Origin of the sequence: Nostoc sp. (assembly GCF_036919575.1) — a bacterium.
GTDB lineage: Bacteria > Cyanobacteriota > Cyanobacteriia > Cyanobacteriales > Nostocaceae > Nostoc.
This window is the reverse complement of the sequence record NZ_JBALBY010000034.1, coordinates 61,358-77,545: the sequence shown is the minus strand read 5'-3', so window position 1 is coordinate 77,545 and position 16,188 is coordinate 61,358. Positions and strand designations below refer to the sequence as shown.

At 40.7% G+C, this 16,188-nt stretch carries 16 protein-coding genes; 9 read left to right on the top strand and 7 right to left on the bottom strand.

Annotated features, from left to right (window positions below):
• The first annotated feature begins 196 nt into the window (after positions 1-196).
• From V7K27_RS11140 to V7K27_RS11130, 3 genes are all read left to right on the top strand, one after another.
• Complete coding sequence (locus tag V7K27_RS11140) at positions 197-988, top strand: GNAT family N-acetyltransferase (protein WP_334947059.1); 792 nt, start codon at positions 197-199, stop codon at positions 986-988.
• A gap of 95 nt (positions 989-1,083) precedes the next feature.
• The gene (locus V7K27_RS11135; RefSeq protein WP_334947057.1) at positions 1,084-2,769 is read left to right on the top strand and encodes a glycosyltransferase family 39 protein; all 1,686 of its coding nucleotides are present in this window, start codon (positions 1,084-1,086) and stop codon (positions 2,767-2,769) included.
• Positions 2,770-3,365: 596 nt separating this feature from the next.
• Positions 3,366-4,085 carry a DUF4079 domain-containing protein gene (locus V7K27_RS11130; protein WP_334947056.1) on the top strand — a complete coding sequence of 240 codons (720 nt, stop codon included), beginning with the start codon at positions 3,366-3,368 and terminating at the stop codon, positions 4,083-4,085.
• 366 nt (positions 4,086-4,451) lie between these two features.
• Here the strand turns inward: V7K27_RS11130 and cobU are convergent, their stop codons facing one another.
• Complete coding sequence (gene cobU, locus V7K27_RS11125; protein ID WP_334947054.1) at positions 4,452-5,024, bottom strand: bifunctional adenosylcobinamide kinase/adenosylcobinamide-phosphate guanylyltransferase; 573 nt, start codon at positions 5,022-5,024, stop codon at positions 4,452-4,454.
• Positions 5,025-5,417: 393 nt separating this feature from the next.
• Between cobU and V7K27_RS11120 the strand changes: the two genes are divergently transcribed.
• The 3 genes from V7K27_RS11120 to V7K27_RS11110 all read left to right on the top strand — a co-directional run bounded on the left by V7K27_RS11120 (position 5,418) and on the right by V7K27_RS11110 (position 8,578).
• Positions 5,418-6,245, top strand: coding sequence for a hypothetical protein (locus V7K27_RS11120; RefSeq protein ID WP_334947052.1), 828 nt, complete (start codon positions 5,418-5,420; stop codon positions 6,243-6,245).
• A gap of 426 nt (positions 6,246-6,671) precedes the next feature.
• Positions 6,672-7,601, top strand: a complete 930-nt coding sequence (locus tag V7K27_RS11115; protein ID WP_334947050.1) for a glycosyltransferase — start codon at positions 6,672-6,674, stop codon at positions 7,599-7,601.
• Positions 7,602-7,621: 20 nt separating this feature from the next.
• Positions 7,622-8,578 carry a glycosyltransferase family 2 protein gene (locus V7K27_RS11110; protein WP_334947048.1) on the top strand — a complete coding sequence of 319 codons (957 nt, stop codon included), beginning with the start codon at positions 7,622-7,624 and terminating at the stop codon, positions 8,576-8,578.
• A 28-nt stretch (positions 8,579-8,606) separates the two neighbouring features.
• Here V7K27_RS11110 and V7K27_RS11105 read toward each other — a convergent pair whose 3' ends face one another.
• Positions 8,607-8,750 carry a hypothetical protein gene (locus V7K27_RS11105; protein WP_334947046.1) on the bottom strand — a complete coding sequence of 48 codons (144 nt, stop codon included), beginning with the start codon at positions 8,748-8,750 and terminating at the stop codon, positions 8,607-8,609.
• A gap of 41 nt (positions 8,751-8,791) precedes the next feature.
• Here V7K27_RS11105 and hpsU point away from each other — a divergent pair, with 41 nt between their 5' ends.
• Both hpsU and V7K27_RS11095 read left to right on the top strand, forming a co-directional pair.
• Complete coding sequence (gene hpsU, locus V7K27_RS11100) at positions 8,792-9,355, top strand: hormogonium polysaccharide biosynthesis acetyltransferase HpsU (protein ID WP_334947044.1); 564 nt, start codon at positions 8,792-8,794, stop codon at positions 9,353-9,355.
• Between the two features lie 190 nt (positions 9,356-9,545).
• Positions 9,546-10,034: a hypothetical protein gene (locus V7K27_RS11095; protein ID WP_334947043.1), complete on the top strand. Its 489-nt coding sequence runs from the start codon at positions 9,546-9,548 to the stop codon at positions 10,032-10,034.
• Between the two features lie 175 nt (positions 10,035-10,209).
• Here the strand turns inward: V7K27_RS11095 and V7K27_RS11090 are convergent, their stop codons facing one another.
• The 3 genes from V7K27_RS11090 to V7K27_RS11080 form a co-directional block, all read right to left on the bottom strand.
• A complete protein-coding gene (locus V7K27_RS11090; RefSeq protein WP_334947041.1) occupies positions 10,210-10,605 on the bottom strand; it encodes a nuclear transport factor 2 family protein in 396 nt (131 codons plus the stop codon).
• A gap of 195 nt (positions 10,606-10,800) precedes the next feature.
• On the bottom strand, positions 10,801-11,808 hold the full coding sequence (locus tag V7K27_RS11085; RefSeq protein ID WP_334947039.1) for a zinc-binding dehydrogenase: 1,008 nt from the start codon (positions 11,806-11,808) through the stop codon (positions 10,801-10,803).
• 234 nt (positions 11,809-12,042) lie between these two features.
• Entirely contained in the window at positions 12,043-12,837 is a 795-nt protein-coding gene (locus V7K27_RS11080) for an aspartyl/asparaginyl beta-hydroxylase domain-containing protein (RefSeq protein WP_334947037.1), read from the bottom strand.
• A 117-nt stretch (positions 12,838-12,954) separates the two neighbouring features.
• Between V7K27_RS11080 and V7K27_RS11075 the strand changes: the two genes are divergently transcribed.
• Positions 12,955-14,430 carry an amidohydrolase family protein gene (locus tag V7K27_RS11075; protein WP_334947035.1) on the top strand — a complete coding sequence of 492 codons (1,476 nt, stop codon included), beginning with the start codon at positions 12,955-12,957 and terminating at the stop codon, positions 14,428-14,430.
• Between the two features lie 68 nt (positions 14,431-14,498).
• Here V7K27_RS11075 and V7K27_RS11070 read toward each other — a convergent pair whose 3' ends face one another.
• Positions 14,499-15,272, bottom strand: a complete 774-nt coding sequence (locus V7K27_RS11070) for a DUF4437 domain-containing protein (protein ID WP_334947033.1) — start codon at positions 15,270-15,272, stop codon at positions 14,499-14,501.
• 96 nt (positions 15,273-15,368) lie between these two features.
• Positions 15,369-16,178: an alpha/beta fold hydrolase gene (locus V7K27_RS11065; RefSeq protein ID WP_334947031.1), complete on the bottom strand. Its 810-nt coding sequence runs from the start codon at positions 16,176-16,178 to the stop codon at positions 15,369-15,371.
• Positions 16,179-16,188: the final 10 nt, after the last annotated feature.

Below are 16,188 nucleotides of genomic sequence, written 5' to 3'. Positions count from 1 at the left end.
TGCCAGATTTTTTCGTAATTAATGTCCATAATAAAACTACTCCACCCCTAATTCAAGAGAGTAAAAAAGCTCTTTATAGGTTCTTTTATCGAAAACCGTCTCAATCACGCTTCGACACATTAATGCATAATGTGAGCTATTTGTATAGTGCCTAAATCCTAGTAGAATATTTTCGCAAATCTAAGTAGGAAGATAGATGGAAGTTTCTGGACGCAACATCAATTACTCACTGAATCCTCCCGATCTTGAAGATTTTCCCGTCCTTCAAACTGAAAAATATATCCTACGCTTGGCGTCAACTCAAGCAGAATTAGAATCAATTTTTCGGTTGCGCTTTGAAGTTTTTAATCTTGAACTAGGCTTAGGATTCTCTGCTTCTAACTTTACCCAGATGGATATAGATAAGTTTGATGCGGTTTGCCATCATTTAATCCTGATCTCCAAACAAACGGGTAAAACCATTGGAACTTATCGGATGCAAACCTATACAATGGCTTCTCAAAGACTAGGCTTTGATGCTGCCGATATATTTAATCTTAATGGAATTCCCAATTCTGTGCTTCAGGCATCAGTTGAAGTTGGGCGTGCATGTATAGCTAAAGAATATCGCAACAGTCAGGCACTTTTACTACTATGGAAAGGGCTAGCAAATTATCTCATCTGGAGTAAAAACCAATATTTCTTTGGCTGTGCATCGTTACTAACACAAAGTCCTTGGCAAGCTACTTCCGCTTATGATTATTTTCAGCAGAATGGTTTGATGCATCCAAGTATTTTAGTTTATCCAAATTCACAATATTCTCTTGAAATGCCTCAAAATTCTCCAGAACCAGATAATTTTGAAATTCCTAAAATTTTGCAGGCATACTTGGATATTGGAGCTAAAATATGCAGTATTCCAGCTATCGACCGACACTTTAAGACTATTGATTTTTTAACTATATCTAATAGCAAAGACTTTGCTAGATGGCGTTACCAAATTTTGTAAAAGTTCTCTTTTGTGCTAACGAATGGAAGTCGCAGCTACAGGAAGAAAATCCGTCTGACTGAATTATTTTAAACAATTTCTTGGAAAAACTACTTATGCGCCATCTCAAATTTGCTCCGAGTTGGCTGCGATTTTTAATTATTTTTTTATTGGCGATGGGTATATTGTTTCGCTTTTTTAACCTTGATGGCAAAGTTTACTGGCATGATGAAACTTATACCTCATTGCGGATTTCTGGCTACACAATTAATGAAGCAAAACAGCAACTTTTTAATAATCGTGTGATTGGTGAAGAAAGTTTTGCTCAGTTTCAAGGTGCAAATCCAGAAAAAAGCTTAAATGACACAATTATGTCTTTGGCAAAAGAAGATTCTCAGCATCCACCGTTGTATTACGTAATAGCGAGATTGTGGATGGAAATCTTTGGTAATTCGGTGACGGCGATTAGAAGTTTATCAGCTTGCATCAGTTTGCTGGTTTTCCCTTGTGTTTATTGGCTATGCCGAGAATTATTTAATGTGCCATTATCGGTTCCTGGTGTAGCGATGCCTGCGGCGGGCGTAGCCATCGCACTCATGGCCATCTCTCCAATTCATCTAGTATACGCCCAAGAAGCACAAGAATATATTCTCTGGTTAGTCACCATATTACTATCCAGTGCATCTCTACTGCAAGCAATGCGGCTGGAATCAGAAGATAAAGATCAGCTAGTAAAAGAACGACAAAGACCAGATTTATTTGCTATCTGGGGCATTTATGCAGTAACTTTAGCCATCAGTCTTTATACATTTCTTTGGAGTGCATTTGTCGCAGTTGCTCACGGAATTTATGTGATGGTCACTACCAAATTTCAGTTGACTGAAACTGTCAGAACTTATCTGATAGCATCGCTGGTAGGTTTTTTAGGCTTCATGCCTTGGCTAACAATTCTTTTGGGTGACTTTTTTAAATTTTTGATTTCAGCAGATAAGACCACAACGCAGTCATCTTTAATACCTATATTTCAATTTTTGATGATGCAGTTAAGCCGGATTTTTTTTGATATAGACCTGAGCTTAGATAATCCTATAGGCTATTTTATTACACCATTTTTTTTAACTTTGGTAGGATATTCAATTTATTTTCTTTGTAGAACAACTAACTATAAAGTCTGGTTTTTTATCATCACATTGATTGTAGTACCAGCACTACCCTTAATACTACCAAGTTTAATTGCTGGGGGCATAGAAGCATCTACCGAACCATATTTCATCCCATCTTATTTAGGAATTCAAGTAGCTGTTGCTTACCTACTAGCTACGCAACTATATAATGGGAGCGTGTCACGCCGGAGCATTTGGCACATAATCATCGCATTAGTGATTATTTGTGGTCTGATTTCTTCTAAGGTGAGTTCTCAGGCAGAAACTTGGTGGAATAAGGGTATGAGCTATCACAATCCACAAGTTGCCCAAATCATCAATCAAACGACTCGTCCACTTTTGATTAGTGATGCTTTGGGCAATAATTTTGGGAATGTCTTTTCTCTGAGCTATCTTTTGGAACCAAAAGTGCGATTTATATTGGTTAAAAGCCAAAAAATTCCCAAAATTACTGATGGTTTTACTGATGTTTTTTTCCTCAATCCTTCAGATATTTGGCGCGAAAAAATTGAAAAAAAGTATAAGTTAAAAACAGATATTGTTTACAGTGACAACTATTATTCGGTTTGGAAATTGGCTAAATCTCCTAAGTTGCGCCAACGTAATATCTCACCTAAGAATAAATTATCTGCAAGTTGATAGTAGGGGCACAGCAATGCTCATGCGTGTCAACTTCAGCCTTGGCGAATAGAATAGAGCCTCCGGCACGCTGACGCGTAGCTTGCTTCTCCGTAGGAGTACGCGGCTACACAAACTCTCGTCCAGCTCCGTGGACTAATACAAAATCAAGGATTCTTAACCCACGTTCGCCCTTGGCATTCCGCAGGAAAGGTGGGTAAAGCCTCGTGTAGACGCGGTTTCTAACCGCCCTTTTAGCTTAAGTTGACACCAATGAGCTTTTTCTGTGCCCCTACGAGTGGTCTGTATTCCATGCAATTGATACCAATTCTGTATGAAGATGCGCCAAACTATATGAGGAACGAACCGCAAAGGGCGCAAAGGACACAAAGAAAGGAAGGAAGGAAGGAAGAAAATTTGGCGCAGCCTCACAAAGAAATGGTATGAGAACCGCTATAATCTTTTATAAGATATTGAAATACTTGCTTTATTAAAAGCAGCCAAGAATAACAAGAATAAATATTAAACAGATTCTCATCGGAAATTAATTTAAGTTATAGTACGATGCTTTAGATTGTCCTTTGAGATGAATTTAATGATTTATTGAAAGGTGTTGTATGCAAATAACAGATTTTCTTGGTCTTTTACATCCAGCGATCGCAATTATATTCGTGTTTCCACTCATCGGTACAGTGGTTAATTTTGCTTGGCAAACACGCCAACGCAGATTGCAACTTTTAGCCGGGAATAAGAGCAAAATTCCCCCAGTGGTGGGTACAGAACATAAGCAGTTAGGTGAAAGACTAACAAGTGCAGTTGTTGGAGTAACTTTAATCGGATTAAGCTACCCGATTGGCAAAAATATTATCAAAAATCAAGTGTGGAATAAAACACCTTTTCAAGTTGTTTTCATCCTGTTAATATTTGCTGCTACAATCGCATCTTTAGTATTTATTTATCGCGCAAAACAGCGAGTGTGGCGGGCAGTTTTTGCAACTTTAACTGGTGCAGGTTTAGTAATTCTAGGCTGTCAGGATGGAGTATATCGCCTCACCAATGAGTGGTATTGGTCACATTATTATATTGGCATTACCGCAGCACTGCTGATGATTTTTTCATTAGCAATTGTTCAAGATATTTATCAAGATAAGTCTAATCGCTGGCGTATCGTCCATACGATTTTAAACTGCATTGCTTTGTTACTATTTATTGGACAAGGCATGACAGGAACGCGAGACTTATTAGAAATTCCCCTGAGTTGGCAAGAACCCTATATTTATCAGTGTGATTTTGCTAATAAAACTTGTCCAATGCCAAATTCCCAAGCACCAAAGTGAACTAAGAGGATGTTTGAAAAGTCTAATTTATTGCCAGCCGGGCGACTAGAAGTCGCGGCTACACAGACAAAACCCACCTCCGTGGGTTAACAAAGTATGTTCAGTTTAATTTCCCAGCAAGACAGGTAGAAAGTTTTGTGGCGGAGTCTAAATCCCCGTTGCAAAACTTACAGCAGATTGCGAGTTGGTGAGGTACAAAAGTACCCCACCCTAACCCTCCCCGATATATTGGGGAGGGAACTAGATTTGCTGTTTCCCCCCAATATATCGGGGGGATTAAGGGGGGTAATTTACCGTAGCCCCAAGCAATGGAAGGGTGTACTTCATTTACTTGCAAAGTGCTGTAATTACGAATTACGAATTATTTTAAGAATCTTGATTCCTTACTTCTCCTTCCCTTCTATTTGGCAATGGCGAACCAAGGACGCTGAGATTGAGAACATGACCACCAGTAACTAAATAAACAGTTTCACTGAGTACACTTAGCTGGCGCACTAAAGAACCCAGGCGATCGCGGAACGTCCTCCCCAGGGGATAAGCTGGTATCACACCCCAACCCACCTCTTCTGCTACAAACAGCAGATCAGCAGCAACCAGATCCACCGTCTCTAACAACTCTGCAAGGATGTTTTCCCAGCTAGATTCATCGTGTTCCAGGAGATTAGCAACCCAAGTTCCTAAAGAATCAACTAAAAGGCAGGTATAAGGTTTAGCATCAGCAAGGGTAGCAGACAGTTCCACAGGTACAGATAAAGTTGCCCAATCTTGGGGACGACGTTGTTGGTGTTCTAAAATGCGTTGATGCCATTCTTCGTCATCTGGGTTATCGGTGGCTGTTGCTACGTAAACAACTGCTTTTCCTGACTGCATGGCCAGAGTTTCCGCCCATTCACTTTTACCAGATCGGGCTGGCCCTGTTACTAAGATGATTTTACCCAAAGTTGTTTCCTGAGAATTTTAACAAAGTTTAGGGGTTTAAGTTTCATAGCATCAATTGCCGAACGTTTTGGGTCGGGGTCTGTCTTGAGAAAACGCTCCACTTGGGGCTTTGCCCAAGACCGCGTTTCTCGCTAAATAAGAGTCACAAAACTTACTTCCGACTTCCGACTTCCGACTTCCGACTTCCGACTTCGTTGAACAATATGTCTACGGTTGCAATTTCTCACCGCAGTTTTTTACTTCATCGGTGAGATTTTTGGTTTCAAATAACTTTTAAGGGATAAAATTAGCACCAGCATGATTAATGCTCCAACTGGCAAAAGCCAAAAATCCCAACAACCCCATTTTTAATTATTTAATGCCACCGGGGACAGCAAACTTTAGGATGTCTTTATGAACGCAGGCTTAAAACGCATAGAAGCAACTTTACACGATTTAGGGAATCGCGGCACTGCCTCTGCCGCCGAAACAGGTGATTCGACGACAAAACGACCTTTCTCTTTTAGAATCAGCGTCGGAGCCAATGAACCCACAGAAAGTACACAAACTCCATTATCTCAGGATGGGGAACTCAATCCACAAGGACAAACAGTTGACTTGGGCAAAGATAGTGAGAGTGATTATCCTCACGAACAAAATTTCTTTCCTCACCATGACTCTGTGCAAACCTTTCAAGCAGAAGAGAATGGTAGCAAAACACCCAGCCTACCCAAGTTGAAAACTCCGAGCTTTAGTAGCCATCGCCACGGTGCTAATCCAGCATTGGCGATGAATCTATTAGAAGAAATTCAGGAAACTGTCGCTGGTTGGCAAATAGAATTACAAAATATTTTGAAGCAAATTCAGGATATTTACTTAGAAGGGCCAATTGTCAATGGCTGGTTAGAATCCAATCCCCAAGAAGCAGAATCGGGAGGAACGGCGACACTGCGCCATGCAGAAGTTGACCGCCTGATGAACTATGTAGAAGAAATTTGCGCCACTGGTGGGAAAGTATCCTATCAATCGTCTATTACTGGCTATCGCCTTTGTGGTGTAGACGATGCTGGTAAAGTCTGGTCACGCCCATGTCCATCAGATCAGATTCCCAGTGTTAGCATGGCGATCGCTCGTTATCAAAAGTTACGTCAACTGTTAGGGCGCAAGCAATCTTTAGAAACCCGCCTGAGTCAACTAGCCCAAACTCTTGTAGTTTTACACAGTCATATTCAACAAACTTGAAGAAGAATGCAGAATCCAGAATTCAGAATTCAGAATCAATACTTCGGCAGAGCTACGTAACCATACTTCGGCAGAGCTACGTAACCATCAGTCGGGGATTGGGTGGGACTCGCCACTGATTGAATGCCACCAAATCTACGATTTGGTGGGGGTCTAAAAAGAGGTTATTCATCCGCTTTTTCGGTCAGAATACCCAACTGAATTCTGACTCCTGAATTCTGTTCGGTAAAGCTTTAAAGGTTATATCCGAAGAAACTCGGTTGGTGGGTCAGTAATTTTTGGGTTACATTAACTCTCGGTAGTTGTGCGTTGGATTTAAGATTTTAATCTCAAATCGTTCGACTGAGCAAAGCCGTACCCTTCGGGATCTTGCTACGCGTAGCGTTCCGCAGGAAAGTCCCAAATCTCAAATCCAAAATTAAATCTATGCCAGACACCCAAATTTCTGCCATTATCTGTACCCACAATCGAGATACCTATTTAGGGGCTGCAATTGATAGTCTTTTAAGGCAGGATTTTGCTGGTGACTTTGAAATTGTAGTAGTTGATAATGGGTCTAGCGATCGCACCCGTGAGGTTGTAGAACAAAGAACCCACAATCGGCACCTCAAGTATGTCTTTGAACCCACCATTGGTTTATCTGTCGCCCGCAACACGGGTGCAAAAGTAGCTAATAGTGATATTCTGGCTTATCTGGATGACGATGCCGTTGCCTGCGATCGCTGGCTAGAAGTTTTATATTTTGCTTACAATAACTCTAAACTAGCGATCGCAGGTGGCAAAGTTACTCTCATCTGGCCTCCAGGAATCCAGCAACCACGGTGGCTATCTCCAGGGTTAGCTGCAAATCTGGGTGCATACGACTTGGGTGACACTACCATCTACATTGAGGAACCTGGCTCAACACCCAGAGGCTTAAATTACTCCATCCGCCGCAGTTTCCTAGAAGAAATTGGCGGTTTTGATATTCATCTCGGTCGAGTCGGGAAAAATCTATTATCAAATGAAGAACTGCAAATGACCGAATTAGCCCTAGAGCGTGGTTGCCAAGTCGCTTATCTTCCCGAAGCACTAGTCGCTCACAATGTTTCTCCAGAGCGCCTGCAACGCTCCTGGTTTTTAAACCGAGGCTGGTGGCAAGGTATCAGTGAATGCTATCGAGAACAACTTGCTGGTAAAGCTGGTATCGCTCAATTGCAGCGAGGTAGCGAACGGTTTGTGCGCGGCTTGTATAAGGCATTGCAATATTTTTCTGATCCCGCAGAACGGTTTGACAAACTTGTTTATGCTTACGGTCAGATTGGTTACTTAAATGCTGCTATTCAGGGTCTTTTATCGACATCAAATAAGAAATAACATACATAATTTATACTCATATGTCATCTAAAATACCAGTTTCAGTACTAATTCCCGCAAAAAACGAACAACTAAACTTACCTGCCTGCCTAGCTAGCCTCACCAGAGCAGATGAAATATTTCTAGTAGATTCTCAAAGTACCGATAACAGCGTTGAAATTGCTAAAAGTCACGGTGTAAATGTCGTGCAATTCAACTTCGATGGACGCTGGCCCAAAAAGAAAAATTGGTCTTTAGATAATCTACCTTTTCGCAACGAATGGGTGCTAATTGTAGATTGCGATGAGCGCATCCCCCCCGAACTTTGGGAAGAAATTGACCAAGTAATTCATCACAAAGAATATACAGGTTATTATCTCAACCGCCGCGTATTTTTCTTAGGAAAATGGATTCGCTATGGTGGGAAATATCCCGATTGGAATTTGCGTTTATTTCAACATAAAAATGGTCGCTACGAAAATTTACATACAGAAGACATTCCCAATACTGGTGATAACGAAGTTCACGAACATGTGATTTTGCAGGGGAAAGTTGGGTATCTCAAAAATGATATGCTCCACGAAGACTTCCGCGACCTTTATCACTGGTTAGAACGACATAACCGCTATTCTAACTGGGAAGCTAGTGTTTATTTTAATATTCTCGCAGGTAAAGATGATAGCGGTACCATCGATGCCAATCTATTTGGTGATGCCGTGCAACGCAAGCGATTTTTGAAAAAAGTGTGGGTACATCTGCCATTTAAACCCATTTTGCGGTTTGTTTTGTTTTATATTATTCAACGCGGTTTTTTAGATGGCAAAGCAGGATATATCTATGCACGCTTGCTGAGTCAATATGAATATCAAATTGGCGTTAAACTTTACGAATTACGCAACTGTGGTGGTCACTTAAATACTGCAACTACCCCGAAGGAAGGAGATGAGGAGCAGGGGAATAGGGAAATAGAGGAAAAGCTATTGCCTATTGACTCCTAACTAATGACCAATGACTAATGACCAATGACTAATGACCAATGACCAATGACAAATGACCAATGACAAATGACCAATGACCAATGACCAATGACCAATGACCAATGACTAATGACCAATGACTAATGACCAATGACAAATGACCAATGACCAATGACCAATGACCAATGACCAATGACTAATGACCAATGACTAATGACCAATGACTAATGACTAATGACCAATGACCAACCTTTCGTAGATTTACGCAAATATGACCAATCTTGGTTTGACCGGGGTCGTCCAAGTTGGTATATTTTATTATGGTGGCTTGTACAAGCGATCGCCTTTCCCCTCACTCCTCAACCGTTAAATATTCTGCGTTGTGCTTTGCTACGATTATTTGGCGCTCGTATCGGCAAAGGCGTATTAATTCGACCCACCGCCCGCTTCACCTACCCTTGGAAAGTCACCATTGGTAACTACAGTTGGATTGGAGATAACGTAGTTTTATACAGCCTCGATCAGATCCACATCGGTGAACACTGCGTAATTTCCCAAAAAAGTTACCTATGTACTGGTAGTCATGATCTCCAAGACCCTGCCTTTGGGTTGAAAACAGCGAGTATCACCATTGACAATGGCGCATGGGTGGCGGCAGATTGTTTCGTTGGCCCGGGAGTGCAAATCGGCGCTAATGCTGTGATTGGCGCTCGTAGTAGTGTTTTTACTAATATGCCCTCTGGACAGGTTTGTTGGGGAAGCCCATGTCGTCCTAAGACAGTTCGGATAAAACTTTAGGACTTACGCAAAATATCTCTCAAACTCTGATTTCTCCGTGCCCTCTGCGCCTCTGCGGTTCGTTATTCCGTAACTCGTGTGTAAGTCCTAAACTTGAACCCCCCACAAACACGTGATTTTATAAATGATTAAAATCCTTAGTAAGAGCAGTGGTAATATATTTTCATGGCTGCTCTAATCCTTGCTATTGATGAACAAACTATTGGATGAAACGCTGTCAATCAAAATTGCTGAACTCGTAAACAGCAGGGCTAGCACTCCGTTTGATAATGCTTACAAAGCAGCATTGTCCACTGAGGGAGCAAGATATATTCAGGGATTTTTAGCTTTTCCTGGGAAGCCATACAGACCGATTGAACACAGTTGGATTGAGCTAGACGATACCTCAGAGAATGGCTCCCTTGTACGCATTATCGATCCGACATTACCGCACCTAAACAAAAATCCCCAAGAACTGTGGTATTTTGCAGCACAAAGACTGACCATTAAAAAACTGAAAGCCATCATTGAAGAATCGAAAGAAGATTATCCAGAAGATGATCCATTGCCAATCTATGGTGATGCACCTTATGAATATTACGGTGATGTCATGTTAGGTGGTCAAGACTATTTAGCAGCATATCAAGCCGCAGAAGCTAAGTGCAGAGAAATCAACGAACTCAACCCGGAGAGGAACTAACAAAAGTGTATTAAAGAAGTCGGAAGTCGGAAGTCGGAAGTCGGAAGTAAAGTTTTGTAATGGAGATTTAACCCCAACACAAAACTTGCTGCATCTTAGTTGTGGAGGCATTAAACCCACGCAATTAGTTAAATAATTTGTAATTACGAATTACGAATTACGAATTACGAATTATTTAATACGATTTTCCATCGCTACCAAAGTATTCCCGATAGGCACAAATTTTGTCTCCCCGAATATCCCAGGAAACCGCTAAACGATTTTTGTAAGGTTCTTCAAACAAACGTCCCTCATCCCGAAACTCAAAAACAATGGTTGTATCATTGCTAGTAAAACGGTCTAGAGTCAGGGTGAGTCCGCCTTGGAATGATTCAGAAACGTACTCAATAAACTCTCTAGTTCGTTCTTTTCCCACATTTAACCCGTGGAATTTACCCACAGGAAACCAAAGGGTAAAATCTTCTGTAAGCATATCTAGAAATGCTTCCCAATTTCCTGTTGCTAGACCATGCGTAAAATGCTCAAATGCCTGTTGACCAACTTTTAAAGTATTTTCTGAATCTTGTGTCATTCTCACCTCAACCGGATATAGCAGTCTGCTTTGATTTTTGTTCGCGCAGCGTGGCGTAGCCATAATTATTTGCGTAGAGACGCGATTAATCGCGTCTGTACTAGGGAGTAGGGAGTAGGGAAGAACCCTTTTCGGGGTGTACTGATTTTTTTCAAAACTCAAATACGAGTCCTATATAAACTAATACCGTATTACTTAAAATCTTACAACCACTTTGCCACAATTCTGGCCACTCAGGAGATATTCTACAGCGTCAGGTATTGATTCTATGCCTTGAAACTGTGTTGGGTCAACGGCAATTTTAAGTTTGTCTGTGTAGAACAGGTAAAAGATGCGATCGCGTGCCTCTGGTATATATTCTTTATAATGAGGCATGAGAAAGCCTCTCACAGAAGCTGCTTTCCAAAATAGCTGGTGATAAATGCGTGGCTGTGTAATTTGTTCTACATTATTTGCGTATTCGGAGATAAAACCAACCACTACTAACCGTCCCCGCACTGCCAAGTTTTCAACGCAAGTATCAAATACAGCTTTACCTACACACTCAAAAATGAGATTAATCCCATTGGGGTATTCTTGCTTGAGGACTTGATTGAGATTTTCGGTGCGATAGTTGATAATGCGATCGCACCCTAATTCTCTCAATAACTTTGCCTTCGCCTCAGAACTACAAGTACCAATGACATGATTACCAGCTAACTTTGCCAATTGCACCGCAATATGACCAGTTCCCCCTGCTGCTGCTGTCACTAAAACCACTTCATTACTTTGCATCTCTCCCACTTGTTCCAATGCCACCAAAGCTGATATAGCTGTAGGTATTAGTGTTAGTAACTCTGGCGTTGCTTCCCGCACTTTCAGTGCTAAGTTTGCATCGATAACCTGATATTCTCGATAACCGCCACCACGCAATGTAGTTATAACAGCATCACCTATTTGAAAATCTTTGACATTTTCACCGATAGCGACAACTTTTCCCACAGCTTCCACACCTAAATCAAAGGGAGGAATTAAGTTAACATAGGGAACATCACCACGACAAAGTAAAGTGTCAAAGCCACCGTTAACGCCAGCAAATTTGTTTTGAATTAAAAGTTGATTACCAGCAGGTTGTGAAATAGGAATCTCGACAACTTCAACAGCAGATTTAAAATCTGGATTCAGTTGCTTTGCTATTAGCTTTCTGTAGGTTGTTGCGTTCATTTCCAAATCTTAGGTTTCCCTGACTACTCAATTATTAGTTTTAACATAGATAGCAATCCTAAATAATTCGTGAAAATCTCTCTTAATTCTCCCTGCGGTTCATTAGAAAAAATTATCACGAAGTCAGCGATAGCGGAGTATTGGTTTCAAACCCTCGTGGTGCGCGGAGCGTAGCGCAAGCGCCATAGGCGGGTTTTAATTACTTCTAGTCGCCCTTCTCAGAATCCTCTAGGCTTATAAGGCTTTCTCCCACTCTAATTGATGAGCTAAACCGTACTTGATAAAATCTTCTACTTTAGCTTTATCGCTTTTCCCAAAAACACCTAAGCTGTAAGGATTATCTTGCATCCGTTGTGTGACTTGCTCTTTCTCAAATCGGATAACTTCCTCTCTAGGTTTATCTGGTTTAAAAAAGTCTACAACCAATACAGTTCTGTCATAATTCGTGTAATTATGCGGGCAGTGTGGATAGCTGTGATCTAAAACTAGGAATTTTCCTTCATGCCAATAAAGCTGCTCATGGCATATTTTCATCGCCACATCCCCCTCTGGCACAATCAATCCTAGATACCCACGATTCATATGAGGATTATAGTTCACATGTAGCTTGATATCCAAGCCTGGATGGAATCTACCAAAATACACGTTTCTAATTATCTCATCATCGCTAAAGTTGACTTTTTCTATCACCTTAGCTAAATTTGGGAAATATTTCTCTCTTAAGGAAAGTGCTTTTTGTGAGGCATCATCTGACCCATAATCAGGATATTGTATTTGATGCGCCTGAATATATTTTTCAATAAACATACCTTGAAATAAGATACCAAAAGCACTGTATTTTGCATCACCTTTGGTTTTAATCGTTTGACTTTTAGGGCCGAGAATATCGTAAGTGAGTTTTAACTCCTCATTAGATGCCTGCTTAATAAAGCGTGTAAACTCATCTCTAATCACTTGCCAGTTATCTTGAAAGCTTTTAAGAAAAGTAAATTCCTTTGGGTCTATATGATACTCATTAAAACTTTCCATTGTCTTTTCTCCTGAAAATAATTGAATAAAAAACCGTTACATGGTGATAGTATTTGGTCTGCGTCCCGGTATGATGTTGGAATTCCTGACTAAACTCATTTTAGTGTGAGGTCTACTGTGTCTGAAACTCCCGTATTAGATCAAATTATCAAAAATGTGCGGGTAGTTCGTCCCCATCAGGATGCAATCGAACTACTTGATTTAGGCATTAAGGATGGAAAATTTGCTCAGATTGCCCCTAATATTAGCCCAGACACAGGTAAAGAGGTATTTGATGGTAAAAACTTGCTGGGCTTTCCTGGGGTCGTGGATGCCCATATGCACATCGGTATCTATCAACCCCTCGACAAAGATGCTGTGACTGAAACCAAAGCAGCCGCAATGGGAGGCGTGACTACCAGCTTAAATTACATCCGTACAGGGCAGTATTATCTTAACAAAGGCGGCTCCTACCGCGATTTTTTTCCAGAGGTGTTGGCCTTATCCGCAGATAATTTTTTTGTTGATTACAGCTATCACATCGCACCTATAGCTAGCCAGCATATCGACGAAATACCTCTATTGTTTGAAGAATACGGTATATCTTCGTTTAAAATCTTCATGTTTTATGGTGGTTATGGGTTGCATGGTTTGTCAGACCAGCAAAACCTCTTTTTGATGATTAATAAAGAGGAACGATACGACTTCGCCCATTTTGAATTTATTATGCGCGGTCTAACACGTTTGATGGAAAAGCATCCAGAAGCGCGAGATAATATCAGCTTGAGTTTGCACTGTGAAGTTGCAGAAATTCTCAACGCCTATACCAAAATAGTTGAAAACGATTCTAGTCTGAGTGGATTACACGCTTACAGTGCAGCGCGTCCTCCTCATTCCGAAGGGTTAGCAATTTGCATTGCTTCTTATTTGGCACACGAGACTAACTGTGCAAATATCAATTTGTTGCACCTGAGTTCGCGTAAAGCAATGCAAGCAGCTTTGACTATGCAAACTGCTTTTCCTCATATCAACTTTCGGCGAGAAGTTACTGTCGGACATTTGTTATTAGATGTCGATACTCCCAATACAATTTGGGCAAAAGTCAACCCTCCTATTCGTCCCCGTGCCGATGTGGAATACTTGTGGCAAGCAGTACTCAACAATCAAGTAGATTGGATAGTTAGCGACCACGCTTGCTGTTCTGCTGAACAAAAAAGAAGTGCTAAAGACCCGAATAATATTTGGTTAGCAAAGTCTGGTTTTGGCGGTACAGAATATTTACTTTCTGGTGTATTTAGTGAAGGTAGCAAGCGGGGGATGTCTTACAACCAGATGGCTAAGTTGCTGTCTTGGAACCCATCCCGGCGCTTTGGTTTGTTAGAAAAAGGCGATATCGCAATTGGCTATGATGCTGATTTAGTGTTGGTAGACCCCAATGAAACTTTTGTGGTATGTGCGGCTGAGTCGGAGTCACAACAAGGTTACACACCTTTTGAAGGAGTGGAGTTAACTGGGCGGGTCAAAAGTACTTTTTTGCGTGGAAATCTTATTTATAACAATGGGCAAGTTTTAGGTTCACCCACTGGGCGGTATTTGAAACGCTCCCAGTCTTAAATAATTCCCTCTACATGAAAGTATTCGCAGGTTTAAAGTAGAGACAAGATTACTTCATATTTTGGTATCTATTTATTCCAACCCGAAGGATAGTACGTTTCTAATGGTGGTTCCCAGGCATGGTACGAAAGATGAGGATAGCCACCACGAATAAGAGCAAAGAATCCAGTTTCAGTGTATGCTGGGGCGTGTGTAATAAGTGGTGGACGCGAAAAATAGCAACCTGGAGTCAAGAGACCTACCTGTGTTTTCATGCTTCCCTGAAGGACAAATCCCTCTTCTGTCATAGGATGATACTCTCCAAAAGTTTCAGCAAACTGTGGTAATAATCCGATCAGCCAAGTGCTTCTTTTAATGTTACTATCGGCACGCAGGGTTTTTCTCATTGCTCCTGGAGGAAAACCTGGAGTGAGAGTTTGAGACCAAGGAATTAGATAGGAATTTAAAGAAGGTATATAATCTTGTCTTTTTGCTCCTGGTGCATCAGTTAGCGATTTTATAAAAATGGGTTCAGCGCTTGGCATCCATAGGGCTGTAGTATTTTCTTGAGTGCTCCAAGCTTCCATGCAGACACCTTCAGGAATAAAGCCGTAAGTGTATTGTCCAAGATGCAGTTGTCCAATTTGCATTTGTCCACTAAGAACAAAAATTTCCATATCACAATTGAAATAACCAGAATCGCTTTTCCAGTATTGCGTCCACTCAACAATTTCTGTAGAAGAACCGTTTTCGGTATCGAAACTCAGAATCTGTGTTTTAGCACCTTCCAAAAGACCATCAACAACCCAAGATTTCTGGGGGACATCTGCTGATTGAATAAACTCAATGTGTTTTCTGGGCATAAAACTTTTAGAGGCTGTATATAGTTATTTACTCAGTTGTATTGCCCTATTTTGAGCAATATTAAAAGATTAAATTATATTGGTTTTAAAACTAGCTTATTCTAGAAAATCAATTACCACCTTTGATATTTCTTCAGGTATTTGGTTCATCATACATATTGTTCCGCCTTCAATATCAATCATCTTTGCATGAGGAATTGCGGTTAAAATAAACTCTCTATTGTCTGCGTTAGCAAAACCTAGCCTTTCTAATTGTTTTACGTCTTCTATACCAGACAATATTAGAGTTGGAGACTTGATTAAACTAAATCTTGCTTCCATTCTTTGGCAGTAGTCTATGACAGCTAAAGGTGCATACCAAGGATAGCCAAAACCTTTTAAATCGTCCAAAACCCAACGATGATTTAACTCAGCAGAACCTATATAGCCTGCTCTAGCTGACCACCTTTGGATAAGATGGGAACCGTCTGGTTGGATCTTGAGATTTTCAAATTTATTGATTAAAGCTGCTTTCCCTTCTTCGCTAAAGTTATCTATGTTGCATAATATAATTTTTTCGACTCTCTCAGGATAAGCTGCTGCAACTTCTGCTGCTACACAAGCACCTGTATGGTTCCCAAGAATACTTGTGGTTTTTATTCCTAATTCGTCTAGCAGTAAAAGAACAGTTTTTGCGTAATCTTCAATTGAATACATTCGGGGTGGTTTATCTGAATCTCCTAATCCTAAAAAATCCATAGCGATAACTAGTCTTTTTTGAGCAAAGATTGGTATCAACTCACGAAATTCGTCACCACTTCTGAAGTTTTGATGAAGCAAAATAAGTGGTTCTCCTTTGCCACCAATACGATAAAGAATTTGTCCATCTTCTGTGTCTAAAAAAGCTCGTTTGATTGGTTTGTTCATAAGACCCTGA

What these genes read in the sequence shown, in the direction of transcription:
- V7K27_RS11095 (WP_334947043.1), top strand. Translation starts at nt 9,546, where the DNA reads ATGAACAAACTATTGGATGAAACGCTGTCAATCAAAATTGCTGAACTC.
- V7K27_RS11070 (WP_334947033.1), bottom strand. Translation starts at nt 15,272, where the DNA reads ATGCCCAGAAAACACATTGAGTTTATTCAATCAGCAGATGTCCCCCAG.
- V7K27_RS11140 (WP_334947059.1), top strand. Translation starts at nt 197, where the DNA reads ATGGAAGTTTCTGGACGCAACATCAATTACTCACTGAATCCTCCCGAT.
- V7K27_RS11080 (WP_334947037.1), bottom strand. Translation starts at nt 12,837, where the DNA reads ATGGAAAGTTTTAATGAGTATCATATAGACCCAAAGGAATTTACTTTT.
- V7K27_RS11120 (WP_334947052.1), top strand. Translation starts at nt 5,418, where the DNA reads ATGAACGCAGGCTTAAAACGCATAGAAGCAACTTTACACGATTTAGGG.
- V7K27_RS11135 (WP_334947057.1), top strand. Translation starts at nt 1,084, where the DNA reads ATGCGCCATCTCAAATTTGCTCCGAGTTGGCTGCGATTTTTAATTATT.
- V7K27_RS11130 (WP_334947056.1), top strand. Translation starts at nt 3,366, where the DNA reads ATGCAAATAACAGATTTTCTTGGTCTTTTACATCCAGCGATCGCAATT.
- V7K27_RS11065 (WP_334947031.1), bottom strand. Translation starts at nt 16,178, where the DNA reads ATGAACAAACCAATCAAACGAGCTTTTTTAGACACAGAAGATGGACAA.
- V7K27_RS11090 (WP_334947041.1), bottom strand. Translation starts at nt 10,605, where the DNA reads ATGACACAAGATTCAGAAAATACTTTAAAAGTTGGTCAACAGGCATTT.
- V7K27_RS11085 (WP_334947039.1), bottom strand. Translation starts at nt 11,808, where the DNA reads ATGAACGCAACAACCTACAGAAAGCTAATAGCAAAGCAACTGAATCCA.
- V7K27_RS11110 (WP_334947048.1), top strand. Translation starts at nt 7,622, where the DNA reads ATGTCATCTAAAATACCAGTTTCAGTACTAATTCCCGCAAAAAACGAA.
- V7K27_RS11115 (WP_334947050.1), top strand. Translation starts at nt 6,672, where the DNA reads ATGCCAGACACCCAAATTTCTGCCATTATCTGTACCCACAATCGAGAT.
- hpsU (WP_334947044.1), top strand. Translation starts at nt 8,792, where the DNA reads ATGACCAATGACCAACCTTTCGTAGATTTACGCAAATATGACCAATCT.